The 25,313-nt window shown below is 47.4% G+C and carries 24 protein-coding genes; 4 read left to right on the forward strand and 20 right to left on the reverse strand.

What is annotated here, in order from left to right:
* Nucleotides 1–12: 12 nt before the first annotated feature.
* The 11 genes from ASG33_RS17260 to ASG33_RS17310 all read right to left on the reverse strand — a co-directional run bounded on the left by ASG33_RS17260 (nucleotide 13) and on the right by ASG33_RS17310 (nucleotide 9,325).
* Nucleotides 13–309 carry a hypothetical protein gene (locus ASG33_RS17260; protein WP_031528004.1) on the reverse strand — a complete coding sequence of 99 codons (297 nt, stop codon included), beginning with the start codon at nucleotides 307–309 and terminating at the stop codon, nucleotides 13–15.
* A 5-nt stretch (nucleotides 310–314) separates the two neighbouring features.
* Complete coding sequence (locus ASG33_RS17265; RefSeq protein ID WP_031528003.1) at nucleotides 315–1,079, reverse strand: ParA family protein; 765 nt, start codon at nucleotides 1,077–1,079, stop codon at nucleotides 315–317.
* A gap of 320 nt (nucleotides 1,080–1,399) precedes the next feature.
* Nucleotides 1,400–2,653 (reverse strand): MFS transporter, encoded by a 1,254-nt coding sequence (locus tag ASG33_RS17270; RefSeq protein ID WP_056287848.1) that lies wholly within the window; start codon nucleotides 2,651–2,653, stop codon nucleotides 1,400–1,402.
* 12 nt (nucleotides 2,654–2,665) lie between these two features.
* Entirely contained in the window at nucleotides 2,666–2,905 is a 240-nt protein-coding gene (locus ASG33_RS17275) for a hypothetical protein (RefSeq protein ID WP_056287849.1), read from the reverse strand.
* Nucleotides 2,906–2,941: 36 nt separating this feature from the next.
* Complete coding sequence (locus ASG33_RS17280; protein ID WP_056287851.1) at nucleotides 2,942–3,535, reverse strand: TetR/AcrR family transcriptional regulator; 594 nt, start codon at nucleotides 3,533–3,535, stop codon at nucleotides 2,942–2,944.
* Between the two features lie 94 nt (nucleotides 3,536–3,629).
* Nucleotides 3,630–5,111 (reverse strand): class I SAM-dependent DNA methyltransferase, encoded by a 1,482-nt coding sequence (locus ASG33_RS17285; RefSeq protein ID WP_056287854.1) that lies wholly within the window; start codon nucleotides 5,109–5,111, stop codon nucleotides 3,630–3,632.
* Between the two features lie 69 nt (nucleotides 5,112–5,180).
* Nucleotides 5,181–5,843 (reverse strand): hypothetical protein, encoded by a 663-nt coding sequence (locus ASG33_RS17290; RefSeq protein ID WP_056287856.1) that lies wholly within the window; start codon nucleotides 5,841–5,843, stop codon nucleotides 5,181–5,183.
* Nucleotides 5,825–6,325, reverse strand: coding sequence for a hypothetical protein (locus ASG33_RS17295; RefSeq protein ID WP_056287858.1), 501 nt, complete (start codon nucleotides 6,323–6,325; stop codon nucleotides 5,825–5,827). Before ASG33_RS17295 ends, ASG33_RS17290 begins: the two co-directional genes overlap by 19 nt.
* 219 nt (nucleotides 6,326–6,544) lie before the next feature.
* A complete protein-coding gene (locus ASG33_RS17300) occupies nucleotides 6,545–7,567 on the reverse strand; it encodes a hypothetical protein (RefSeq protein WP_056287860.1) in 1,023 nt (340 codons plus the stop codon).
* 47 nt (nucleotides 7,568–7,614) lie between these two features.
* The gene (locus ASG33_RS17305) at nucleotides 7,615–8,631 is read right to left on the reverse strand and encodes a hypothetical protein (protein WP_056287862.1); all 1,017 of its coding nucleotides are present in this window, start codon (nucleotides 8,629–8,631) and stop codon (nucleotides 7,615–7,617) included.
* Between the two features lie 16 nt (nucleotides 8,632–8,647).
* Nucleotides 8,648–9,325 carry a hypothetical protein gene (locus ASG33_RS17310; RefSeq protein WP_056288617.1) on the reverse strand — a complete coding sequence of 226 codons (678 nt, stop codon included), beginning with the start codon at nucleotides 9,323–9,325 and terminating at the stop codon, nucleotides 8,648–8,650.
* Nucleotides 9,326–9,516: 191 nt separating this feature from the next.
* Here ASG33_RS17310 and ASG33_RS17315 point away from each other — a divergent pair, with 191 nt between their 5' ends.
* Nucleotides 9,517–10,437, forward strand: a complete 921-nt coding sequence (locus ASG33_RS17315; RefSeq protein WP_056287864.1) for a sugar phosphate isomerase/epimerase — start codon at nucleotides 9,517–9,519, stop codon at nucleotides 10,435–10,437.
* Between the two features lie 15 nt (nucleotides 10,438–10,452).
* Here the strand turns inward: ASG33_RS17315 and ASG33_RS17320 are convergent, their stop codons facing one another.
* Nucleotides 10,453–11,460 (reverse strand): alpha/beta fold hydrolase, encoded by a 1,008-nt coding sequence (locus ASG33_RS17320; RefSeq protein WP_056287865.1) that lies wholly within the window; start codon nucleotides 11,458–11,460, stop codon nucleotides 10,453–10,455.
* 60 nt (nucleotides 11,461–11,520) lie between these two features.
* A complete protein-coding gene (locus ASG33_RS17325) occupies nucleotides 11,521–12,684 on the reverse strand; it encodes an MFS transporter (RefSeq protein ID WP_056287867.1) in 1,164 nt (387 codons plus the stop codon).
* 303 nt (nucleotides 12,685–12,987) lie between these two features.
* On the opposite strand from ASG33_RS17325, the gene ASG33_RS17330 reads away from it, so the two are divergent.
* The 3 genes from ASG33_RS17330 to ASG33_RS17340 all read left to right on the forward strand — a co-directional run bounded on the left by ASG33_RS17330 (nucleotide 12,988) and on the right by ASG33_RS17340 (nucleotide 15,964).
* On the forward strand, nucleotides 12,988–14,496 hold the full coding sequence (locus ASG33_RS17330) for a serine hydrolase (protein WP_056287868.1): 1,509 nt from the start codon (nucleotides 12,988–12,990) through the stop codon (nucleotides 14,494–14,496).
* Between the two features lie 74 nt (nucleotides 14,497–14,570).
* On the forward strand, nucleotides 14,571–15,227 hold the full coding sequence (locus ASG33_RS17335) for a hypothetical protein (RefSeq protein WP_056287870.1): 657 nt from the start codon (nucleotides 14,571–14,573) through the stop codon (nucleotides 15,225–15,227).
* 128 nt (nucleotides 15,228–15,355) lie between these two features.
* Entirely contained in the window at nucleotides 15,356–15,964 is a 609-nt protein-coding gene (locus tag ASG33_RS17340) for a DUF6134 family protein (protein WP_056287872.1), read from the forward strand.
* Nucleotides 15,965–15,983: 19 nt separating this feature from the next.
* Here ASG33_RS17340 and ASG33_RS17345 read toward each other — a convergent pair whose 3' ends face one another.
* The 7 genes from ASG33_RS17345 to ASG33_RS17375 form a co-directional block, all read right to left on the reverse strand.
* On the reverse strand, nucleotides 15,984–17,096 hold the full coding sequence (locus ASG33_RS17345) for an efflux RND transporter periplasmic adaptor subunit (protein WP_056287873.1): 1,113 nt from the start codon (nucleotides 17,094–17,096) through the stop codon (nucleotides 15,984–15,986).
* A gap of 22 nt (nucleotides 17,097–17,118) precedes the next feature.
* Nucleotides 17,119–20,379, reverse strand: a complete 3,261-nt coding sequence (locus ASG33_RS17350; protein ID WP_056287876.1) for an efflux RND transporter permease subunit — start codon at nucleotides 20,377–20,379, stop codon at nucleotides 17,119–17,121.
* Between the two features lie 49 nt (nucleotides 20,380–20,428).
* Nucleotides 20,429–21,814 (reverse strand): TolC family protein, encoded by a 1,386-nt coding sequence (locus ASG33_RS17355; RefSeq protein WP_056287878.1) that lies wholly within the window; start codon nucleotides 21,812–21,814, stop codon nucleotides 20,429–20,431.
* Between the two features lie 111 nt (nucleotides 21,815–21,925).
* Nucleotides 21,926–22,846: an AraC family transcriptional regulator gene (locus tag ASG33_RS17360; protein WP_056287880.1), complete on the reverse strand. Its 921-nt coding sequence runs from the start codon at nucleotides 22,844–22,846 to the stop codon at nucleotides 21,926–21,928.
* Between the two features lie 236 nt (nucleotides 22,847–23,082).
* Nucleotides 23,083–23,502 (reverse strand): hypothetical protein, encoded by a 420-nt coding sequence (locus ASG33_RS17365; RefSeq protein ID WP_056287882.1) that lies wholly within the window; start codon nucleotides 23,500–23,502, stop codon nucleotides 23,083–23,085.
* A 326-nt stretch (nucleotides 23,503–23,828) separates the two neighbouring features.
* Nucleotides 23,829–24,710 carry a bestrophin family protein gene (locus ASG33_RS17370; RefSeq protein ID WP_056287885.1) on the reverse strand — a complete coding sequence of 294 codons (882 nt, stop codon included), beginning with the start codon at nucleotides 24,708–24,710 and terminating at the stop codon, nucleotides 23,829–23,831.
* Nucleotides 24,707–25,294, reverse strand: a complete 588-nt coding sequence (locus tag ASG33_RS17375; protein WP_056287888.1) for a 3'-5' exonuclease — start codon at nucleotides 25,292–25,294, stop codon at nucleotides 24,707–24,709. The genes ASG33_RS17370 and ASG33_RS17375 overlap by 4 nt, the downstream gene beginning before the upstream one ends.
* Nucleotides 25,295–25,313: the final 19 nt, after the last annotated feature.

The following is a 25,313-nucleotide window of genomic DNA, read 5'->3' on the forward strand; positions in this document are numbered from 1 at the left end:
TTTTTATCAATGCTAGTCGGTAAGTGATTTAGGCTTCCGTCCCACCTTTGTGCGGTTGCGGATTTTGTCTGGCCGCGGACGGATCTCTTTATCCTGAAAATACAGCTTTAAAGATTCAAGGATGATGTCTTTTTGCGTAAGCCCTTCCCAGTACCCGTAATCCTTCATGTTTTCCATGAGAATGTAGTCACAATCGAATGTTACTTTGGTTGGCGCTCCCTCAATCACCTCGGTGGGTTTGTTTGGCTCTTCCTGGACATCAGCTACCAGCGGAAGTGGCGCAAAATCAAATTTCCTCTCTTTTGCCATAAGTGTCAGTTATTAATTCGTTCGAGTATTTCTTTAGTTAGCTTGTAATAATCTTCTGCGCCATTACTGTCGGGCGCGTAATCGAATATCGTTGTGCCGTTTGCCTGAGCCTCAGACAGGGCTATGTTATCGCGAATGTACGAATCCATAAATACTTCACCAAGTTGCTCCCTGGTCGCATTGATCAGTTCGTGGCTGATCTTCTTGCGGATCTTCGGGTTGTAACGCGTTGCGAAAACTCCGCCAAGGTTTGTACTCGGACTTATTTTTTTGATCTCGGCAGAGTAAACCAGAAAGTTTCTCAAACCCTCGTAACTTAAAAACTCAGCCTGCAACGGAACATAATACTGGTGGCACGAAACTAGCGCCAGCCTCGTGTTACCATACAGGGCAGGAGGGCAGTCGATGATGACGAAATCGTACAACTCTTTTACTTTTTCCAATGCAATTTTCAGGTTGAATGGAAAAACGGGTGCCGACCTGATCGTGTCCTCTCGGTGGATCATTTCTGCCGATCCGGGCAATACATCAATGTCGCCAACACGCTTAACAATCTCGTCAAATTCATATTCACCGGTGATGAACGAGCCACTGTCTTTCTTCAAGCCGGCGTGTTGAATGCCAAAGCTTTTTGTAAGACTCGCTTGTGCATCCAGGTCAATAACCAGCACTCTTGCATTCGCAAATTTGCTGAGACCGGCAGCAATGCTCTGAGCAGACGTAGTTTTTCCCACACCACCCTTGTTGTTGACAATACTGATGATTTTCATTTAAAAAGTATTATTAGTATAAAATGATTGTCGTTTATTTCACATCGGATACGTAAATAAACGTAAAATAATTTTACTACTAATCTGAATGAATAAAATGCTTCAAAAGTTTTTGTCTTTGTAAATGTATAAATCTTTTTAAAAGATTGAAAAGTATAAAAAGAATTTATTTTGAAGATCCTGGATTGCTGAGTACAATTCACTGAAAACGAATGCGCTAGATCCAAATAGTTTTTACATAAAAAATCCACCAGCTGGCTATTGATGTTCCGTTAACTGGAAAAACAATGTCGCCGAGCTGGTGGACTGTTTGCTAAAAGCTAAATGGCTGATCCCGGTGCAGCAGTAGGCTGTACTTTGTGGGTAACGTACTTATGAATACGATACATCAAAAAAGCGGTAACAACGATGGCGAATACAACCACATTTCCGAGCAAAGGGTAATTTTCAATAAAGCCGGTGCTGCTTTCGTGCACGATGAACCCGGCGATCAGGGAAGCAATCCCGCCCGAAATTTGCTGGACCGACGAGTTGATCCCCATGAAAGCGCCCCGGTCTTGCTGCTCGGGAACAGCACTCATCAGCGCCGAGGCGGAGATCATCCGGCCCGTGATACCGACAAAAAGCAGAATGTTCAATATAATAATAATCCAAAGTGGGGTAACTCCAAGATTGCAATAAATGAGTGTCATCACGCACGCAATGGCGGAGCCCCAGAGGAACACTTTGTACTTCCCGATCTTGTCGCTCAGCTTCCCGATCAGTGGACTGAATGCAAGCATGCACAAGCCGGTCACCATATATAATGTAGGAAGCTGCGCCTCCTGAATGCCGAGGTTGTTGACTCCGTAAGCAGTGCCGAAAGGCATCAGCATAAAGCCGCCGGTGGCGAGCAGGGTAGTGGCGGCGAAAGCCTGCAGATAGGAAGGTTTCGCCAGAGTTTTACCCAAATGCTGGAACGCATTCGTCTTCGCTTGCAACTTCAAATGTGCATTGATCGGCTTCATATAAAATACGACCAGCACACCAACAATAATGCTCAGCCCGACGATCATCAGGAATGGCGCATGCCAGCTGTACTCTTTTGCGAGATACAATCCGATTGGAATTCCCAGAACCTGGCTGCTCGCAAAAGCCATTTGAACAAACCCCATCACGCGACCACGGACCTGTATTGGGAAAAGATCGGTTATAATCGCGAAGCCGATCGAGCCGATTACTCCGCCGAAAAGTCCGGTGAAAATCCTTGCGGCCAACAAAAAATGGTAAGTAGGTGCAATGCCGCAGAAGAAAGTCCCGATCACAAATCCCGTATAAAAGAAGAGGAGCAACTTTTTCCGGTCAAATTTGTCGGCAAAGCCCGCTGTAATCAGGCCCGCCGCTCCCGCACTGAATGCATAAGCCGAAACAACCAGCCCGAACTGGCTGGTTGTAATCGAGAGTTTTTCCAAAAGAATGTAGCCCAGCGGCGACAGTACCATGAAATCCAGTACAACCGTGAACTGTAAGAAGGCCAGCAATGCGATAATAAATTTCTCATAGCCGGTGAAAGTCGGCTTTTTTTGTTCTGTCATGTATCAATTCGATTAGTCTGTTAACTCTTCACATGCGTAACCGGCCTGTTGCAGAAGCGCGATAACCGGCGCACATTCCGGCTGCGTGGCCTCAATCCTGAGCACATTATCAATGTCTCCCAGGTCTATATTCCACTTGATAATACTGGTATGTCCGTCCAGCAGCGGCGATATCGATTTAACATGCCGCTTGTTTTTGACATTCGTCCTGAAAACGAGGACGTATTCTTCTTTGTAAACGTGGTGGCTCATAGCTAAGTAGTTGTTTCGGGATGATCCTGAGTGCTTCTAAGGTTGGGGCTTCAAAGCTTTCAGTACCAGTCCGAGTGTCTGGTTTACTTTTTCTTCATCGAAAATAAAAGGCGGCCTGCCGGGCATGCTGGACTTCGCGATATGGAACTTAACCAGCTGATACAAAGGGGCGAATGCAACCGACCAGTAAATCTCAACGGGAAGCGGCACAATTTCCTTGCGCTCAATCGCCTTATGTACGAACCTTCCCATTGCCTCAGTAAATCGGGTACCTACATTGGAGCGGCTGACCAGCGGAGAGTGGCGCAACTGTTCTATAAACGTGTGGCTGAAAGGATTTTCCAGACAGTAATGCATCCGGTTGAGCCATTGTACCCTTAATCCTTCATCAAAATGCGATTCGGGATCAAAGTTCTTTAATGTTGCGTCGAACATCTTGTTGGTTTCGTCGGTGTAAAGCTGTTGGATCAGATCCTCGCGGTCGTGAAAATAAATGTAAATAGTGGCCACAGATACACCCGCCGCCCTGGCCAGCTTATGCATGCTCAAACCATCAAAACCATAATTTACGATCATTTCGACCGCTTTTTGCCTGATCAGTGCTTCTTTATTGACGTCTCTTGTTCTCAATTCCTGTACATGTTTTCATGAGGCAAATATAAATGAACGTTCGTTTATTTAAGAGTTTTAAAATGCATTGTTTTCAATATTTCCCGACTGAATATCAGGCTGGTACCAGGCTAGTAACTATGAAATTTTCAATGGCTTTTTTGTTGTATCCTTTGTATCCACCCTGAAAATCCCTGCCCGCCACAGCAATAAAATCGGCCATTCGCTGCGAGTTGAGCTGAGCCAGCAACTGTTCATGATCGCCGTCGTACTTGATGAAGTAGCCGGAATACACGGTAACATCCGGATTTTCGTACAGCACGAAATTCGGCTTCTTGTTCATCGGAGAAAAAATAATCTTTTTCCCAAATGAGCTGTCCAAACCCTGCGAGCGGCCGAATGCATACCAGGCAACAGGATTGGGCTTTCCATTATCACGACGATCGAGCGCGGATTTTACTTTAAGAAAATAGGAGAAAGTTTTCGGAAATTGCGTTTGCAGCGTTTCTTCGTTGATAATCTGCTGTTTTCCTGATTCATTTTTCTGATATGGAAAAAGAATGTACTCGGTAACAGGATCTGCTGCGGCTTTCAGTTTGGAGCCTTTGATGACCGGTTTGAGAAGCGCTTTTTCGAGGTGTGCGAAGTCGCCGTTTTTGTTTTTTGCATACACAATCCCGTCATTTTCCTCCAAAATAGAGAACAGGTAGTACGCGTCTGCTAGTGTCGTAAGTCCGACTGAAATCTTGCAGATATCCCCCAGTTTCCTTCCTTCCTGCGCTTCGGCAGCAGATACGGACAATTGCCAGGGATCAGTCAGTTCTGCAAATGCAATGCGCCTGGATGCGTATGAGAAGTCAGTGGAAGTGCATTTTTCAAAGGCAAAATCCGTAGCCTGTTTCTTGCTGAAAACGGTTATTGCAGCGTAAGTGGACGCATTTTCAAATACACTGATCCCGGCGAAATTGGTAATGTGAACGAGGTTTTGCTGTTCCTGAAAATAGGAGCGGAGTGGCCTCCCGGTTTCGGAAATAAAAAAGGAATTGGGCGTTATGAAGCCGCAAATGCCATTTTTTGACATGAGCGTGGCGGCGAGCTCAAAGAATGCGATGTAGGCGTCGGTGGACCCTGAGCGGCAGAATGCGTAATGATCTTTGATATAAGTCCGCTGCTGTTCTTCCAGGTGCTGTATCCGGATGTACGGCGGATTGCCAACGATAAAGTCAAACCGCTGCTTCTTACCCTTCTGTGTCAATGCATTACGCACTGACAAGTTCCAGGCAATGGAAATGCCAAGCGGTTCCAGTAATGCATTCAGGTTAGTTTTGCAGGCTGCAATTGCAAGTGGATCGATGTCCCAGCCATGGATTTGCCGGAGTCTTTCCGGAAGTAGCTCAGGAGGTGTAGTTGCGATGATATGGGAGGCGATCGGGACCAGGAAACGGCCGTCTCCGCAGGCGGGATCCAGGATCGAGGCCGATGTTAAATCTGCCTGATAGAAACCGCAGAGTTGCAGTATTTTCTCGACAATATGTGCTGGTGTGTAAACTTGCCCAAGGAGCTTTTTTTTCTGGTAAGTGCGTGACTGTGATGCCATTGACGAGAATAAAATCCTGGTAAGTTTCCCAGCTGAAAGGTTTTTAGGGCAGAATGTGCTTAAAACTACTTATTTCAAAGCGCAAATCCGAAAGCCTTTCAATGATCTGATGTAGGCGGTTGGTGTCAACGGGGAAATTTCGCTGAACAGGATTTCGTAAGTGTCCTCGTTGAATGTAAATGCAGTTCCGTCGGCCCTGACGCGCCTGGTACCAGCGGCATAAAACCTGCCGATCTCTCCGTTTTGCAGCGCCGACTTGTCTATAAACCCGAGCAAGGAAGCGATGGTGCCGGCTGTTTCGGATTGGTGAAATGAAATGCAGAAGTAATGCGTCGTTTTTGAACCCGGCTTGTTCAGCTGAGAAGAAGGAATGTTGAGCACATAGTCCCCCGCGAGATTCCCCGCCCGGCGCTTCATGGACTTCACATCAACTGCAAAGTCCATCAGGTCCGACCTAATCAGAAAATCCTGTCCCCAATCCTGCCCATCGACCGCTCCGAAAGACCGGGTGGGGCGGGGCAGATGAAAAGAATCGGCAAAAACGATTTCGCCGAGCGTGCCCGTGAAGCGGAGCATCCTTGTGCTGGCGGGTAACACCTGTGCTTTGTCCCAAATATTAGAAACACGATGGTGTGTCAACGAATGCTCCACCAGCTTGCGGGCTGCAAGCTTCTGTTCAGCCCGAACGGAGATTTGAATATATGTACCGGATTTCAGAACAGTTTGCTCCATGCAAATCTAATAGCCAGCAAAGTGAGTACAAAGCCTATCAAAATCACAGAAAATGGAACGTAAGTCCATGCTACTAAGTGCAATCGGTCGAAAAACCACATCAAACCAATGAGAGCAGCAATGAGCGTGAGAAGTCCGGAAATTTTGCCAAAACCGGGTATTAATGCAAAAGGTATCTTGCGCTTGATCAGCATCAGCGTCAGCGCGAGCGAAATGATTGGCAGGAATTGCAAAATGATGTTGGCTTGCCAGATACTCTGTCTTTCAAAGAGAAAAAGATAGATATTCAGCGTAAATGCGAAAATCCCGGGGATACTGACCGCATATACCAGCACTGCATACACATAACTCCAGAACTGAACATCGCGGCTCCCATTTGCCAACTCACCAATCAACCAGGCGAGGACCGGCATTAAAGCAAAAAAGGCCACAGCAGGCCAGGGATTCGAGGAAATGTATTGAAATAGTTGTGTTAGCGTCATCTTTTTTGTTCGTCTGGTAGGGGTAGTTAGGGGAGGATGGAGGAAGGGGAGGAAGGGAGGAAGGAGGAAGGAGGAAGGAGGAAGGAGGAAGGGGACGATGGATAGATTTTGATTTAATGTTGTGAATTACAAATATAAATTACATTTGTAATTCACAGTGTCCATCTTTTTTCCATCCTCCATCCTCCCTTTCCTCCTTCCTCCCGAGGATCCTTATGCTTACAAGTTCAAAAGAAAACCGATCGTGAAATTAGCGTCCCAGTCGAAAACGAATTGGTCGCAGCCGGTGGCGTCTTTTACAGATTTGTAAATGTTAACCCCCGCTTTTGATTTCGCATTGGTCAGTTTCGAATAGGCTAGGGGCTCGCTTAGCGTGGTGTAACGCTCTTTTCCTTTACGTACTTCCTTCGCCATTTCGAAAGGTACACCGCCGATGATAAAGCAGGTTTTACGTTTATCAGTCGGGATCTGTTTTGATTTTGAGGAGACCTCTTCGTAAACCTTTGAATCGTCGGCTCCATCCTGATAGTACTTCGCACCATAGGATTCCAGCGCAGAAACTTTGCCACCTTCAATCCAGGAGATCTTGGTGTTACCTGAGCCAATGTCCACCACAAATGCCTTATCCGCATACTCCGCAGGCAGTACCGATTTAAGTGCCAGCTGGCCTTCCTGTTCGGCAGTTACCTGGTTTACCACATAACCGATCGACTTCAACACACGCGTGATCTTTTGAGTTACCTCGGCTTTCGCAGCACCGGAGCTTACCACAAAATGGATGTCTTTGCTGCCCACACCGAAGTCGAGCATGCCGCCAATGTACTTTTTAAGACCCACGCGGATATCTTCATCCGTGGCCATATTTTCAGTCACCAGGCTGTTCCCGAACTCGGACTTTTCCAGTGACCAGTGTTTTTGCTTATCTACTTTGATAATGAAAGAATTGAAGCCGCTAGCGCCCAGCTCAACAACCCCTTTCAGTTTCCCGTCGACCGGCGCTGGCGCGGTATAGCTGAATGCGGCTGCGTCGGAGGTAACTGCTTCTGAATTCCCGGCAGTGGCTTCGCTCGGGGCGCTTTCGTCTTCACCAGCGGTTGTGGCCTGACTTTCTGGGTTCTCGGCGCGGTCTTCGGCCATTTGGGTGAGCGCTTTTTGACCGCCCAGGTACTTATATCCTACAAATATTGCTCCTAAAATAAGCGCCGTGATAATCAGGCGGCCAGCTACTGTGAGTCTTTTCATGGGTTTGTGTTAAAGATGAACAATGTTAAATAGTTGAATAGAATGGGTTAGTCGAGCAGCCCGCGGTAGCTTGAATCCTTAGGTACCTCTGTTGGCCGGCTTGAAGGTGCCTGTGGACTGTCGAGCTGGATCAGCTTGAACTGACCTGAGTTGTAAGCTTCAAGCATGGCTTGTCCCTTATCAGATAGCAGCCCGTTTTGCACGTCAACACCGTTGATAAAGTCGAGTGAAAGGTCCATTGCACGCTTCATTTCGCCCAGCTTCTGGCTCATATCGTCCTGGATATACTCCATTGACTCGTCGAAATAAAACTTCTTGTCCGGGTTACCTTTAAAGATACTGATCGCGGTGCGCAATGCATTGGAGCTTTCCTTCACGATCCGGTACTCGGCCTCTTTCAGCTTGACCTTGATTTCGGTCTCTTTAATAATGTAATCGGCGCTTTTGTTCACCTTTTCCATAAATTCAAGAACCGTTTTCATATTCCTTTGCAACGGAAAAAGCTTCTCATTCATTTCCTGCAGGCCTGCACCTTCAATCGTTGCGAGCGAAGCAGTTTCCTTCATTCCAGGTCTTTCAAGCATGGTACCTGCCTTGTTGGCTTCGGCGAATTTCTGCTTGATCCGCTCGTTGTTCTCATTGATATTCTTGTTCAGTTTCACAAGCTGGCCGGCGAGCGTATTGATCTGTCCCTGCATTTTCTCGCGCTTTTCTTTCAGGTCATCAATGTAAATTTTCATGATTGCGATCGGATCCAGTTTGATAACCAGCCCGGTGATTTTCCTCATCAATGTTTTGAAAAGGAAGAAAACAGCAGTGCGTACATCCTTGCTGGTAAACAGGAAGATGACCAGCGCGAGTACGGCCATTAAAAAGCCGAGGTATAAAGTGTTTTGCGTCACCTCGATCAGGAATGCGGCGATTTTGTTCCAATAAGAAAGCGCAGCCGCGCCGAGGCCACCTATAAAAAGGAGCGAGGTAATTCCCTCGGGTTTACTCCAGTAAGACCGCTTCGAAGTATCTTCCTGCGATCCGCCTATTTGTGTAAAATCTGGTGTTGCCATTTGTCGAGAAGTCAGGTTATTTGAGATACTGGTTTATTTTGTTCAAGTCTGATTTAATTTGTTCAACAAAGCTGAGATATGTAATCTCGAAACTGTCTTTGTTCGCATTGATCTTCGCGCTTTGTTCTGCTACCTCGCCTGAAATTTGTCCAAGGCGGTTTTTGTTTTCATCTATTTTCCTCTGAATGTCAGCCAATTGCTGCGCCAGGGAGCTGTTTGATTCTTCCAGCCGCTTCTGCTCGTCCTGCAATGCACCGACCCGGTCTTTGATTGCTTTTTCTACATCCTTCAAAAATGAGCTCCGGTCTTTATCCAGGATAGACAGGTACTGGTTTGCAGAGGATTGCAGAATGGAAGTTTCCTTTGCGCCGCCCATTGCCTTGAAGCTCGCCCAGGCTGCCTGGAACTGCTTTTCTTCTCCGAGTCCCAGGCCTTCCATGTTTTGTAAAGCCTGTTTATACTCAAAATAGTCGGGCCCGGGAAGGTTGGCTTTTTCGAGCAGGCTTACAAAATGTTCAACAAACTTGCGGTCAATGTTCATTGTGCCCGCCACATTCGGCACAGTAGGTGCGACGGTCTGCCCTGGCTGTTCAGCCGCTGGCTTGGTCACCGGAACAGCTTTGGCTGGTTCTTCACTCTCCTTGATAAAAAAGCTGAGTATTTTCTTTCCAATACCCGGTTCAGAGTCTGCCATCGTGTATAACTGGTTAAAATTCATTGGTTTTACCAGGTCAATATTACTAAAATTTGGAGGATATCAGGTGCGGTGATAATTACCAGTGGTAGCCTGAATTGATAAAGGCGCCGAAAATTTGGATGGATTCAGGGTGAATTGTTGAACAGTGCCGCTTTTTTACTGAAGTTTACCACAAAAACATCTTCAATATGCTTCAATTAGGTTTTAATAGCGCGATACTTGCCGATTTTGGGTTTGAACATGTGGTGCAGTTTGCTGCCAATCACGGGTTTTCCTGTGTTGAAATGATGTGCTGGCCGTCAGACAATGCCGATGCCAGAAGGTATGCAGGTGTTACGCATATCGACGTGCTCAACCTGACTCCCGCTCGCATTTCGGAAATCAAACATACCCTAAGAGAAGCCGGCGTGTTTGTGTCGGCATTGGGTTACTATCCGAACCCGCTGGATCCCGATCCGAATAAGTCTGAATACTTCCTCGAATACATTAAGGAAGTGATCAGGGGAGCGGCGAAGCTGGGCATTCCGGTTGTTACTACTTTTATAGGAAGAGACCCGTCCAAGAGTATCAAGGACAATCTGGCCCGCTTTGCAGATGTGTGGCCCGCGGTGGTGAAGGTAGCAGAGGAGAATAATATCAAAATCGCTATTGAGAACTGTCCGATGTTCTTTACAGACGACGAATGGCCAGGAGGAAAAAACCTGGCGATCAGTCCGGCTGTGTGGGACAGAATGTTCGAGATTATTCCAAGCCCTATATTCGGATTGAATTATGACCCGTCTCACATGATCTGGCAGATGATGGATGAAACTTACCCAATTTACAATTATAAATCACGTTTGCATCATGTACATTTAAAAGATGCGAAGGTTTACAAAAGTAAATTAGATAGAGTAGGGATATTGGCGAACCCGCTGGAATACCATTCTCCCAAACTGCCGGGACTAGGCGACGTAAACTGGCGGGCATTCTTCGCTGCATTAACAGATGTACGTTATCGCGGCCCGGTGGTGATCGAGGTGGAAGACAAAGCTTATGAAGGCAGTATCAAGGATGTACAAAGTGCAATCCTTACCAGCCGCAACTATGTAAAGCAGTTCTTCGCCTGAGCGATATTAATGTAATCAGGGCTTTTCAATGAATTTCACAAGCGGGCCGATGAACCGGTCAAAATCCTCAACATGCGGCAGGTGGCCAATGTTATCCAGCTCCGCCAGCTCGCTGTTGGGGATTGCTGCTTTTGTTTTTCGGCCCAGCTCAGGGTAGTTGCCCAGTGTTTTTCTTACATTTTCAGGCGCCAGGTTTTTGCCTACGGCGCTGCGGTCGCGCTGACCGATAATCAGCAGGGTTGGCACTTTGATCTGCGCAAACTCATAACAGACGGGCTGCGAGTAAATCATATCGTAAGTCAGGGCAGAGTTCCAGGCGATGCGGGGATAGTCTTTATTCAATGTCCATCCCGCAAGCAGGTTCACCCATTTGGTATAGCTTTCCTTCCATTTCCCGTCATAATAACTGCTCAGCTGGTAGTTTTTAATTGAATTGAAATCAGCCTTCAACTCGCTCATGTACCATTTGTCTATTGATTGATAGGGTACCTTCACCTTATAATCTTCCAGGCCGATCGGGTTTTCCAGAACCAGCTTTTCGACTGTTTCGGGATACATCAGTGTAAATCGCGTTGCGACCATTCCGCCCATCGAGTGGCCTAAAACGATCGTTTTTGTAACATTTAGTTTGTCTAAAATGCGCTTTGTCCCTGCTGCCAGCTCCTGGAATGAATACTGGAAATGAAGCGGTTTTGTGGATTTACCAAAACCAATCTGGTCCGGAATAATGACCTGAAACCCTCTCTCCGAAAGCACTTTGGCTGTCTGTTCCCAGTATGCACCATTGAAATTTTTTCCATGCAACAGCATAATGCTCTTCCCGTTACCACGGGAAGGCTTCACGACCATGTACGCCATTCTGAGCTTCTCCGCCTGCGATTCGAACTCTACATAAGATACCGGAAAGGGATATTCATAATTTTCCAGATTGATATCCAGGTTGCGTAACGTGTCTTTCTGCGCATTGACAGCATTGCCGGTCAGCGCAAAAAATATGATCAGGAGCAGTGCGGGAGTTTTCATTTATAACAAAAAAAGGGATACCGTTATCCGATACCCCAGTTCAATTTTTATACCAGCAGTTTAGCTGATCAGTTTCGCCTTGGTTGAAAGATAAGCGGTAAGCGAGGCCAGCACACCAACGATTGCGAAAGACCAGCGGAGGTCTGCAAACTGCGCTACTATACCTATCAATGGAGGCCCGATCAAAAAGCCGATGAAGCTGATTGAAGAAACCGCGGCCAGCGCCATTCCCGCTGACATGGTGGTAGACTTACCTGCTGCACTATATACCAGCGGAACAACCGAAGATACACCGAAACCAACCATCAGAAAACCGAAAGTGGCCGGTACTAGGTAGGGGAAAAGTACTGCAACAGCCAGTCCGGTACCCATTAATGTGCCGCTGATCTGCAGCATGGTTTTTCTTCCCAGCTTGTTGGCGAGCCAGTCACCGGCGAAGCGGCCGCCTGTCATTGTACCCATAAAAGCGACATAACCCAGCGTGGTCATGGAGGCAGGAACGTGTACCGCTTCCTGGAAATAAACGCCGCTCCAGTCGAACATCGCTCCTTCGCAAACCATCGCACAGAAGCCGATCAATCCAAGTGTGAGCAGGTCACGGTCAGGCTTCACGAAAAGTGGCTGAGATTCGCCTGAATTTTTCTCGCTTTCGGGCATTGTATGTTTGTAAGCCGTAAAAATGATTAGGAATGCGGCCAGTGCAATGAATGTAAAATGAAGGTGGGGAGGAACGTTGATCGAGATAAAAAGCGAACCGATCATCGCGCTGACAAACCCGGCAAGGCTCCACAATCCGTGGAATGAGGCCATGATCGACTTTCCGTAAAGCTGCTCAACGGCAACCGCCTGTGTATTAATGGCAATGTTGGTAAGGTTACCCCACAAACCAAAGGCAAAAAGCGCAATGACCAGTTGCTCCGTGCGTGTTACAAAACCTATGAAAACTAATGTGGTAGCATATAGAATAGCGCCGATGAGCACCATTTTGCGACTTCCGTAATGGGTTACCATCCAACCTGAAATCGGCAGGCTGGCCATTAACCCGATCGGCAATGCAAGCAATACGGTACCTAAGCCTCCTTCTGTTAAATGGAGCATGTTTTTAATGTCCGGGATGCGGCTTGCCCAGGCGGCGAAGCTCAGCCCCTGAACAAAGAAGAAAGCCGCTACCGCAAGGCGCAAATACTTTCTGGAATCTGAGGGTGCAAAAATTGAATAATTCATGACTTTCTTTTTTCATTCGGGACAAAGCCCAGTGGTGTTTTGTAATTGCTTTTTATATAACTTTTTTAAGGAAATTCTGAAAGGGTGTTTGTAGCAGAAATTGTACTACTCTTTTCAAATGCATCATCTACACTGCAAAATTAACGCATATCAGCAGATTAAGTTTCAGAATTCTTGTACTTTTTAAATGATATAAATAGGTAAGTGTTGTACAAAAGAAAGAACGTGTAATTTATTGATATTGGATTGTGCCTTAGCAGGAGGATTTGCTAAATTGTCCTTCATACATAACTCCTGTTGCACATGAAAAAAGCTGCTTTCGGTCTACTTACCTCCCTTTTACCCCTCCTTACCAATGCACAGTCTACCCAGGGCGAGCGACTTAATAGCATCCGGGCCACGCTGCCGGTGATTGAGCAGCTTTATAAAGACTATGCAGAGAAAAACCATTTCCCGGGACTTGCTTTCGGGCTAGTAGTAGATGGGAAGCTGCTGTTATCGGGCGGACAGGGGTTTTCGGAGGTAGCCACTTCAACAAAAGCAACTCCTGAAACGCTTTTCCGGATCGCGTCCATGTCGAAAAGTGCGACTGCAATGGGAATTCTGGCACTGCGGAAAGAAGGTAAGTTGAAGCTCGACGATCCTGCCGATCTCTACATCCCGGAGCTGAAAACAATGCGTGCAACCACCACCGACGCTCCGCCGATTACCATCAGGCATTTAATGACGCACGCTGCGGGCTTTCCGGAAGACAATCCCTGGGGCGACCGCCAGCTGAATGACAAGGATGAAGACCTGATCGCATTGATCAAGAGCGGTATTTCCTTCTCCAATGTGCCGGGTGTTACCTATGAATACAGCAATCTCGGATTTGCATTGCTCGGAAGGATCATCAGTGTGGTTTCGGGAAAACCTTATCAGCAGTATATAGATGAGAAGATTTTTAAGCCGCTGGGGATGCACCATACCATTTGGGAATATACCAAAGCTCCCAAAAACCTGCTCGCCCGCGGTTACCGGTACGAAGACGACACCTGGAAAGAGGAGGAGCTGTTGCACGACGGGGCTTATGGGGCAATGGGCGGACTGATCACCTCCATTGAAGATTTCAGTAAGTATGTTGCATTCCATTTGTCGGTATGGCCGCCCAGTTCTGCGCCGGAGGCTGGGCCTGTGAACCGCAGTGATGTGCGGGAAATGCAGATGCCGTGGAATTTCAGCGGGCTGAATGCATCTTACAAGTATCCGGGTGGTCGCGCATGCGCCATGACGAGCGGCTACGGATATGGGCTGCGTTGGAGCCAGGATTGCACCGGACGTACCGGAATAGGTCATACCGGCGGATTGCCCGGATTCGGCAGCCAGTGGCAGATCCTGCCTGATTATGGTATCGGTATCATAGCTTATGCAAACAGGACCTACGCTGGAATGGCGAACATTAATACGGCTGTTCTAGATACGATCATCACGCTGGCCGGTCTGAAACCACTTCCGTTACCGGTTTCCGATATCCTCAAACAACGCAAGCAACAGCTCGTTTCCATGTTGCCCAGCTGGCAGAATGCAGAGCAAAGCGGGATTTTCGCGGAAAACTTTTTCCCTGACAGGTCGCTTTCGCATCGCAGGAAAGAGCTGGATCAATTGCTGGAAAAGATTGGCAAAATCAGAGGATCATCGGACATGGTTGCAGCTAATAACCTGAGAGGCAGCTTTATGTTAAATGGCGAGCGGGGCGATATCCGCGTGTTTTTTACATTATCACCTGAAAATCCTGCATTGATACAGCAGCTCGATTTCTCACTTTCCAAATGATCCGGATGTAAAATTGAATTGCGGATAGGGGGAGGCTGTTCCTGGATTGTCTGGTAGGAAACAACGCAATCTTTATGAAAAAGGGAATCTTACTACTCGCAATCATTTTGTACACCGCTGTAACTAACCAGGCTGCGGCGCAGGAAAATCAGACCATCTTTAAAAACTCCGGGAGTCACAAGTCTGGCGGTTATGTTGCATTATCTAACAAGTTTACAAGAATAAACGGAAGCTTTGCCAGTATGCCGGAGATTTACGGAGGCTGGTTTATCAATAGAAAACTGATGCTCGGCGTAAGTGGCGCTGCTACGACCAACTATATTCCTGTCCCGCTGGTGAATCAGAATTTTGCTGCCAACAAAATGTCCTATCTGTACGGCCAGTTCGGTCTAATGACGGAATATGTGGTTGCTTCCACCAGGAAAGTCCATGTGAATGTAAACCTGCTTACAGGCTCAGGGTTTACATTGCAGTACGATCGCTTCGACGATGATGATTGGAATGACAACTTCTGGAACGACGACTGGGATGATCACGACGGCGATGAAAATGCACGCTTCTTCTTCGTAATGGAGCCGGGTGTGCAGGTTGAATTTAACTTATTAAAGTGGATGCGTTTTAGTCCGGGCGTATCTTACAGGCAGACCTTCAATGCAAAAGGCAATGGCCTGAGCGACAAGGATCTTAGTAACATATCTTACAACCTGACATTGAAATTCGGTATCTTCTAACAGGAGCCGGGTAAATCTGGTTTTAACGAGGACAGTCGGCCCATTATTTTTCGTCTCAGGGCAATAGGAACAAATTTTGTACTGTTATATATCAATCGCACACCATATTAGTTCTAAACCATACGAGGATGAAAGTTTTGGGTTCACTGTTTTTCGGTCTTACAATGCTGGCAAGTTCACTTTGTCATGCACAAACTTTATATGATGTGATCGTAGCAGGCCGCACCATCGGCTCCCTCCGTGTTTTTGATGATAAGGCGGCAGATAACAGTGAAACACACCGGATTGAGTCTGATTTCAAGATCATGTTTTATAAAGGAAAGTATGCAACCCAGACCAATTATGTGCAGGGAAAGCTGGTATCTGCAACTTGTTCGCACCATGTGAATGGAGATTTAAAGGAGAAAACCCAGACGAAAAGCAGCACCAAATCCTTGTACGAAGTGCTGTTTTCGGGAGAGGACGGGGAAGATAAGCCCAGAATTGAGCTCAATGCGCCCATAAAAAGCACAATAACCGGCCTCTATTATAAGGAGCCGGTTAATGTGAATGAAGTTTATTCAGAACGTTATGGGAAAATGTGCAGTGTCAAAAAGATATCCGAAGGAAAGTACGGCGTGGTGCTTCCTGATGGCAAGCAGGGCGTTTATCTATACAAAAATGGTCTCTGCCAGGAAGTTAATACCGATCTTGCCGGTTTTAAATTAAGAATTGTGTTAAATGAAAAGCGGCTTTAAGCTCCTTTCGCAAAGCTGATCAAATCTTCACTCCGGAGTTATTCCGTATCTCTTCATTAGCCACCTTCACGATCACGTCACCCTCCTGAATCTCCCCGAAAACCTCGGTCAGATCGTCGCTGCTGGTGCCCGTTTTAACCGGAATCCATACTGCTTTTCCATTATCTACCCGAATCACAAAGGTACCCTGCGTGGAATTGAGTACTGCTGACTTTGGAACGGCCAGTGAGGCAGCACCTGCACTCAGAGGAATGGAAACTTCGGTGATCATACCAGGTAAAAGTTTTCTATCACTGTTAATCACGTCCATTTCTGTCCTTTGCGAGCGTAAACGTGCGTCTAGTGCACCTGAGAGCCTGGTGACTTTCGCTGTAAAGTTCTGGTTCGGGAGCGACCTTACCTTGAATTGAACCGCGCTGTTGGCTTTCAAGTAGCTGGTATATGCTTCGGGAACACTCACCACGAGCCGCAGCTTCCTTTGCTCCACCAATGTGAACAGCGGAAATTCAGAACCTTTGCCCGTTGGTCCTACGTAGGCGCCTGCGCTCACATTGCGGGCCGTTATGACGCCACTGAATGGGGCGCGTATTTCAAGATAATTTCTGGTGTCGGTAATCTCCCTGCTTGTGGAGCGCGCCGCGTCAAGTTGCGCCAGGTCAGATCGTTGTTTAGCTAATGCAAGGTCCAGATCGTTTTGTGACACAGTCCCCGGCGTTTTGCTGGTTTCAAGCAGCCTTTCATAATTTGCTTTGCTCGCTTCATAAATCGCCTCCTGGGATTTCAGCCTCGATTCACTCGTAGTAAGCTGGGCTGTAAGTTCCGGGGCTTCCATAGACGCAAGCAGTTGTCCCTGTTTCACTTCACTTCCCACATCGACATGCAGCTTTTTCACAAAACTGCTGACTTTTGCATAAAGGTCAACCTGCTGAAAAGGAATCAGTTCGCCTGGAATTTGGAGGTTAGAAGACAACTGTTTCTTTTGAACGGTAACAGTTTCAAGTACCGGCGCTTCGGCTGGTTTCTCTACCTTCGCCGCCTCTTCCTTTTCCGCCTGGGACGGACCACAACCCTGAAAGGCAGTCAGCGAAGCTGCAACCAGGAAAGAGGTGAGTAGTTTTTGATTATTTCTCATGATGTATCGTGTTCAAAAAGGGTTATCGGGTTGTTGGAACATAATATTTGCTTTCTTCATCCTCAGGATCAAGGGATACACTCTGGGTACTGGCTTTACCTTGTCCCCAGGCAAATGCGAGCGGCAGAATAAATAATGCGGCAAATGTGGAAGCAACAAGTCCGCCGACCACCGCGCGGCCAAGTGGAGAAGATTGGTCACCCGCTTCTCCCAGACCGCTCGCCATAGGTATCATACCCACCACCATCGCCACAGCGGTCATTACAATAGGTCTTAGTCGCAAACCGGCAGATTCTTTGGCTGCCTCAATGGCATTGCCGCTGTGCTTACGCAGCTGTTCTGCATTGGTAATCAATAACACCGCATTTGAAATAGATACGCCGACCGACATAATAATGCCCATATAAGATTGCAGGTTCAGCGTGGAGCCGGTTACCATCAGCAATGCAAGGGAGCCGAGTACCACCGCCGGAACCGTTGCGAGTACAATTGCTGATACTTTGAAGGACTGAAAATTGGCGGCTAGCATCAGGAATATGACAACAATAGCTACAACCAAGCCATTTTGAAGACTGTCCAGGGTGTCGGTCAGCGTTTGACTTAGTCCGACCAGCTCAACAGAAAGACCGCGGGGTAACTCGCCCAGATCGGCCAATGCAGCTTCTACGTCCTTTTTCGCAATCCCCAGATCGGTATTATTCAAGTTGGCAGTCACCGAGAGCACAGGCATTGAACCAAGGTTATCGTTTTCACCGTATGTGGTATCCGGCGTGATAGTGGCTACATCACCGAGCACAGGCCGGTTGGAGTTACGGAGCAAGGGTATCTCGCCAATCTCATTGACGTTATTCATCTTGTTCTCTGGAATCTGAACCTGCACGCTGTAACTGAACCCGCCTTTTTCATCCACCCAGATATTTTTATCCGTGTAGCGCGAAGACGACGTAGAGGCTGTGAGCGATCTTGAAATATCATTCATATCCACACCCAGCTGCGCCGCGCGAATCCGGTCTACTTCTATATTAATGGAAGGATATTTATTCGATTGTCCCAGCTGGATATCACGCAGGTAACTGATCTGGCTCAGCCTGGCAATTACCTTTTGCGCATATTTTTCATTCAGCTTCTTGTCACGTCCCGACATTCTTACCTCAATCGGCGTAGGAGAGCCCTGGCTCAGGATCTTATCCGTGAGTTCAATGGGTTCAAATGAAAGTTTGAGATCAGGAATATCGCGGCGAACGCTGGCCCGGATCTTCTCTTTCAGTTCATCCAGATTGGTATGAAAACCTTCTTTTAGGCCAACCTGCAACACCGCTTCCTGCGGTCCTGCCATCCAGAGATAAATGGGGTTAACAGAAAATAAGGCTGGGTGCTGGCCCACATAAGCAGAGGTAACCGAGACATTTTCCGCACCCACAATATCTTTGATCGCCTGAATGGTCTTCAAAGTCTTCTCCTCTGTCCGTTCAATGCGGGTCCCCTCAGGCGCACGCAACCGCACCTGAAACTGGCTCCCATTCACCTTTGGAAGTACATCTTTCCCTATCGTTCCAAGCATCCAGGCTGCAAGTGCGGTAGTGACAATCAGGTAAGAAACAACGATAGGCTTGCGGAAGGGGATAGTTCTTTCGATAAACCGCATGAATCGCGCTCTTACACGCTCAAAGAAGCTTATTTTACCATCCTGGTCAAAATCCGCGCGGTTAACGAGTGTTTCCTTTTGCTCGTCTTTATTTCTGCTCAGGCCCGAAGCGACAAATTCCTCGGAGTCGGTCATCTCGGTCCCGTCCGCCTTTTTGTGGTGTTTGACTTTCATGATCCAGTTTGCCATCACCGGAACGAATGTCTGCGCGAGAAAATAGGAGACGATCATACTGAAACCGATCGCCAGCGCGAGCGGAAGAAACAAGGAACCCGGAATGCCGCCCATTGTAAATGCAGGCGCAAATACGGCCAGGATACAGAAAAGGATCAACAGCTTGGGAAATGCAATTTCCTGGCAGGCATCCCAGATTGCAAGTGCCTTGGGTTTTCCCATATCCAGGTGCTGGTGAATGTTCTCGATGGTTACCGTACTTTCATCAACCAGAATACCGATCGCTAGCGCCAATCCGCTCAGCGTCATAATGTTAATCGTTTGCCCAAATAAGTTAAGGAACAAAACACCTGCAATAATGGAGGTTGGGATCGTTAAAATAACGATCAATGCACCGCGGGGATCGCCCAGGAAGAGTAACACCATCAATCCGGTAAGTACCGCGCCGATCGCACCTTCCGTAAGCAGACTTTTCACGGAGTTCATTACGTAAGTCGACTGGTCGAACTCGTAGCTGATCTTCACATCTTCCGGCAAAGTGCTTTGAATGCGCGGCATCGCCTTTTTCAGGTTTTGCACTACTTCCCAGGTGGAAGCATCTGCGCCTTTGGCAATGCTGAGGTATACCGAACGTTTTCCATTCACAAGCCCGTAACCAGCCGTAATATCCGCACCATCCTCGATCGTTGCCACATCTCGCAAGTAGAGGTTTTGAACAGTACCCTTGAATAAAGGAATGTTTTCAAAATCTTTTACGTGCCGAACCGTGGTGTTGGTGGGCGTGATGTAGTTCTTATCACCGATCCGCACATTACCCGAAGGCGCCGTCTGGTTGTTCACGCGCAAAGCTTCTACCAGCTGATCGGTAGAGATATTATGCGAGCGCATCAACTCGGGATCGGCTTTTACAACAATGGTCCTGATATTCCCACCAAAAGGAGGAGCTGAAACAAGGCCGGGAATGGACGTAAATGTGGAGCGTACGTACACGTTCGCAAGATCGAGCAGCTCATTGTTGGAGCGTTTTTCACTGCTTAGTACCAGCTGCCCCACAGGCAATGTGGAGGCATCGAAGCGGATAATGAACGGAGGGTTGGAGCCGGGAGGAAAAATAGCCTGCGCCCTGTTCGTAAAAGCACTCAGCTCAGCTGAAGCCTGCGCCATATTGGTGCCCGGGTAGAAATTGATCTTCATCAAAGTCAGTCCCTGAATGTTCTTGGTTTCAATGCTCTTTATACCATTGACATACAACAGGATGTTGATGTATTGTTTGGCAAAAAAGGTTTCCATCTGGTTGGGGGTATATCCGCCAAACGGGTGGGCAATGTACATAACCGGCAGATCAAGCTTGGGGAAAATGTCAATCTTGATGTTCCGTACTGCATTGATACCGAAAAAGAATAGACCCGCCACTACAACCATGATCGTGATCGGTTTACGCAGCGCAAAGCGGATTAAATCCATTAGTTAAGGGGTAAAGGTTTGTTATTTATGGTCAACCAATGACCAAATGTCACTGTTCCAGAAAAATGCCGAAGTCTCCCGCCGCCGCGGCTTTCAGCAGCAATGCCTGCCAGAGGTTGTTCAATGCGATATCGCGATTAGTCTCGGCGCGGTTCAGAATGTATAGTGCCTGTGTCATGTCGACGATGTTACTTAATCCGTTTTTGTACAACACGCTCTTCTGCAGATAGGCATCGGACGCTGATTTTACCTGTACCGGCGCTTCCTGCGCATTGGCGGCTGCATTCCTGATTTTGTTTTCTGATAAAAGCAGCTGGTTTTTGATCTGCTGTTCAGCCAGGTTATACTCTTCTTTCAATGCATTTGAAATAAATCCCTGCGCCACCGCCTGCTGCCGCGTGCGAAGTATGTTCGTCATATTCCAGGTAGCGCCGATACCCAGCAGATAGTTGAATCGAACAGGCTTGATACCTTCCAGATAGTTTTGTGTAAAAGCACGCTGATCCACCGCATAGTTGGAGGAAAAGCCTGCGCCCCGACCCTGAAACACGCCAAAGAAAGAGAAAACCGGCATTCCCAGCGTTTGGATATACTTCACTTGCTGCTCGCTTACCGCGACCCGGTTTGTGTAAAACCGGAGCAGGGGATGGTTTTCCAGCTTAGGTATGGTATCCGCCACCAGTCTGGGCATTCTCGTGATGAAAGTGCTGTCAAGCATGAACCGTTGTTCGGTAACACCCATTAACCTCGCGAGTACATTTGCCTGTTCCTGTTCCAGGTCGCGCGCCTGGGTAATGCTGATCTTTGCATTGGATACCTCCGCATTGGCGAGCGAGGAGTCTACGCCCGGGATCAGCCCGTTTTTAGCGCGGGTTACTACCACATTCTTTAATGCATTGGCGCGTTCAAGGTTGTTTTCCCACGATCGGACCAGCCTTTGTGCCGCCAGCAGGTTCAGGTAAGCGCCGGCTACGCGTATGCTGTGCTGAAATTGTTCCTGTGTCAGATCACTTTCATCGCGCACAACTGTAGACTTTGCTACGTTGATCCGCTCGCGGGCTCTTCCGAATGCGAAGAAATCCCAGTTTACATTCGTCAGGTACAATGCACCGAATGCGGCATTCCAGTTCTGGCTGCCCAGCGGCAGACCCGAAGAAGCTACCGCAAGTCCCATCCCGTAAAGCGGGCCGTTCTGTCCGTTTACAGTTCCGTAATCCTGCTGCGCAGAAAGGTTTAGGTTGGGAAGGTAATCTTTCCGGCTTTGCGCCACGGTGGCTTTTGAAGCGCCGAGATAGTTGGTTTTCGCGCGGATGGTACCGTAGTTGGTCAGTGCTGTTTCGACTGCATCGTGCAGGCTAAGTACCTGCGCGGTGGCCTGTGCGCCGGGATTCAGCAAATAAAAGGGCAGGAGTAAGTGAAATAAACGTTTCGACATATAGTAGGTCCGGGTTTGCACCGGGGTTTAGGAGCTATGCTTTCGTCGTTCTGCGGATCAGATCTCAGTCGCAGGTATTATGTACTACAATCAAACAATAAATTATAAAATTCAAACACTATATCTTTCATTGGTTCGGTACGACTTGGGGGTGATACCGGTTTGTTTTTTGAAGAGATTGTTGAAATAAGCCGGATATTCAAAGCCAAGACAAAATGCGATTTCGGCAATGCTCCAGTTCGAGTGCCGCAGCATTGCTTTTGACTGGACCATAATTCTTTCAATGATGTGATCCGTGGTGGTTTTGCCAGTTGTTTCCTTTAATGCGCGGTTGAGGTGGTTTACGTGTACATCCAGGCGCGCAGCAAAGTCCTTGGCTGTCTTAAGTTGCAGCTTGTGCTCAGGCGATTCAATGGGAAACTGTCTTTCCAGCAGGTCGTGGAATGAGGCAGAAAGTCGCGCCGACCCATTTGCGTGAATGTCGTTGAGCTCGGAAGGCTGCATTTTCATGGCCTCGTGGGCGAGCACATTCACGTAATTCCGCATCAGATCGTATTTGTGTGCGTAGCTGGAAGCGATATCCTCCTGCATTTTGCCGAAGATCCGTAACAGATAATCCTGCTGTTCTTCGCTGATGAAGTAGACCGGGATACTGTCTGCCCGGAGTATCGGACAATCATTTACAGTCGCCGACCTGCTCATACTGCTCAGGAACTGATCGTTGAAGAGGCAAAAGAATCCGGATTGCTCATGGGACTTTGCCTGCCAGGAATAGGGGACGTTGCGGTTGAAGAACACTAATGCATTCTTATCAATTTCAATCTGGTGATTTCCGTAAGAAATGACCCCTTTGCCGATGATCAGTGATATTTTGTAAAAATCCCGGCGCGCATATGAAGTGTATTTCGGGCAAAATACACGGGAGAAAACGTTGATGTGCTCTTCGTTACGGGAAGTACTGTCCGGGCGTTCTACACCTTTGGCAGCTGGGTGCGTCTGGTAAAAATGCGCTACGGTCTCGCTCGGTATCATGTGTTGAAATTATGAAATTCAAATATTCACCACAACTGATACCTGTTAAAAATTCATTAAACGAAGGAAGAACTTACAATTTTCATACTTTTTCAATTTTAAACAATCTTTAAAACCATAAAAGGCAAAGAGCCAGCGCGATGTGCGTGGCTCTTTGCCTTTTGGATTTAGAAACAGTTTGTTAACCTAAGCAGCCGGTCCCGGAGGACCGGCCTTGCCTGACAGGATTATTGCGGCTAATCTACTGTCGGGTATGTTGATCCGTCTGCGCTGTTCACATTGTCAGCCATTTGTACCGTGTCACGCACAGGTGCCAGAACATTCTGGGTTTTGTAGTTACGTGGCGAAGTCAATGGATTAAGCTGCACGCCTTCTACCTTGTATTCGCGCATTACCACCATGGTAGCGGGTCTTGGCGCATACTTTGGCGTGGTGCTCATGTATTTGCTGCGCTGGTATTTGCCGGCGCGCTCAACAGTTTTCAGGTTGGCAACCTCGACTGTGTTCTTCCTATTCGCCTTCGCTGCTGCAGCCTTGTTTGGATGCTTGTAATTGTGCACCGAAATGCCGGGATCAACGATAGACTGGGCTTTTGCCTGGAAACTAAGTATAGTTATAGCTGCAACTGCTGCAGCAAGAAATTTTAGATTTTTCATTTTACATTCAATTTAAAAGTACTTCAACTCAACCCTTTTCATTGGGGTTTGTTCTAATTTAATACCTTAAAGGATGATTGTAAAATTCATTAATACTCTCCTAAAACTACTTCGAGGAGAAATTCAGCTTCAATTTTAAGCCGTTTTTTAAGTAGAAATGCAGGAAAAGAGAAAATGGGTTTCTTCTGAACAATAGGTTGTTAAGAAAATTTAAAATATCCTAAAAACAGGTTTTTTCTGCACCCGGAAAAATTTTATAGAAGCATTAAAAATTTAATGAGTTTCTAACCACTTTCTAATGATTTGTGGAGCAGGCGTGCAAATTGTCATTGCAGCAGTGCCAGGGCTGAGGATTGAATTCCACTGCAGATACGATCAACGGGAAGATCATTGCTGTCCTCACCGAACGGATCTTCAATTTCCTCCGCAATTACTTCCAGGCTCGCGAGAATGTAAAACACGAACATAACGAAAGGGACCACGAGGAAATGCAGGCTGAATGCATAGCCGATCGGCAGGGTAAGGCAGTAGGTGAAAATAAACTTTTTGATGAAAGAGCTGTAAGACAATGGGATAGGAGTGTTCTTGATCCTTTCACAGGCGCCGCAAATGTCGGTAAATGCTTCAAGCTGATTATTCAGAAGAATGGTATGTTCCGGCAGTATAGTCCCGTTTCTTTGGAGCTCGATGACCTTGCTGAACATCGCCGCCGCAATCTGATTGGGAACGTGGCCGCTATCTTGCAACGATTCGTGGTTCATACCTGGCGTTTCCTGAAATTCTTCCGGGCGGAACTGGCTGCGGAGGTGATTTTTGAGTGCGAATGCATAATTCGGGATCATCTTTTGAAAGAAAAGCCGCTCCTCCCGGTGTCCTTCCGGCAGCAGCCCACTGATTTTAAGCGCGAGATTCCTGCTGTTGTTCATCAGCGATCCCCATTGCTTTCTGCCTTCCCACCAGCGGTCGTAAGCTGTATTTGTTCTGAATACCAGCAGCATAGAGATTACAAAACCCAGCAGCGAATGCATGAGCGAGATATTTTTCAGATCGGTATTGGTGCCGAGGTCGAAGTAAATCAGCACCAGGTAAGCTACCACTGCCGAATACACGCCGATGGTCAGGATCAGCGGCGTCAGCTTGCGGACAGTATCCCCTTTTTGAAAATAGAATATGTAGCGAAACCACTCTTTGGGATTATAGTCGATCATATGAACTTGACTCGGTCGATCAATTTAAAAAACTCTTTGAAGCATTTGGCCGTCAGACGCGCGTCTTCCAATGCATTGTGCGTGTCCTCCTCGCGTTCGAAACCAAAGTATCCTGCCACGGAACCCAGACTCAGCGAGCGCGGGACCATTTTGCCGTTCTTTTCCATGATCTGGAAGAAGAGATAGGATACTGTGTGCAGGTCGAGCATTTTGTTTGAAAACGACCATTTCATTTTCTCGCTTCTGTAAGCAAACCGGAGAAAGTTGATATCGTTGATCACACTCTGCCCGCAAATGATCACATTGGAAAGCCCCGGCTTGCCCGCATTCATTTTCTTGATCCACTTCTCGAATTCAGGCAGCACGTCGTAAATCATCGGAGCATCTTCAAGGTCGATCATCGAAAGTCCGTGTACTTCCTCCGACTTGACTGAAAACGCTTCTTCGTTCTCGGGATACACGTTTTGCAGGTAAGTGCCTTTGGAGGTCCAGCTATCGTCAAAAAACTCCGCACCAATCTGGATAATCTCATTCCAGCCTGGCTCCGGGCCGGTCATTTCTATATCGAGGACGAGAAAGGACATATATATAATGTTACAGGAA

Origin of the sequence: Dyadobacter sp. Leaf189 (assembly GCF_001424405.1) — a bacterium.
Classification (GTDB): Bacteria; Bacteroidota; Bacteroidia; order Cytophagales; family Spirosomataceae; genus Dyadobacter.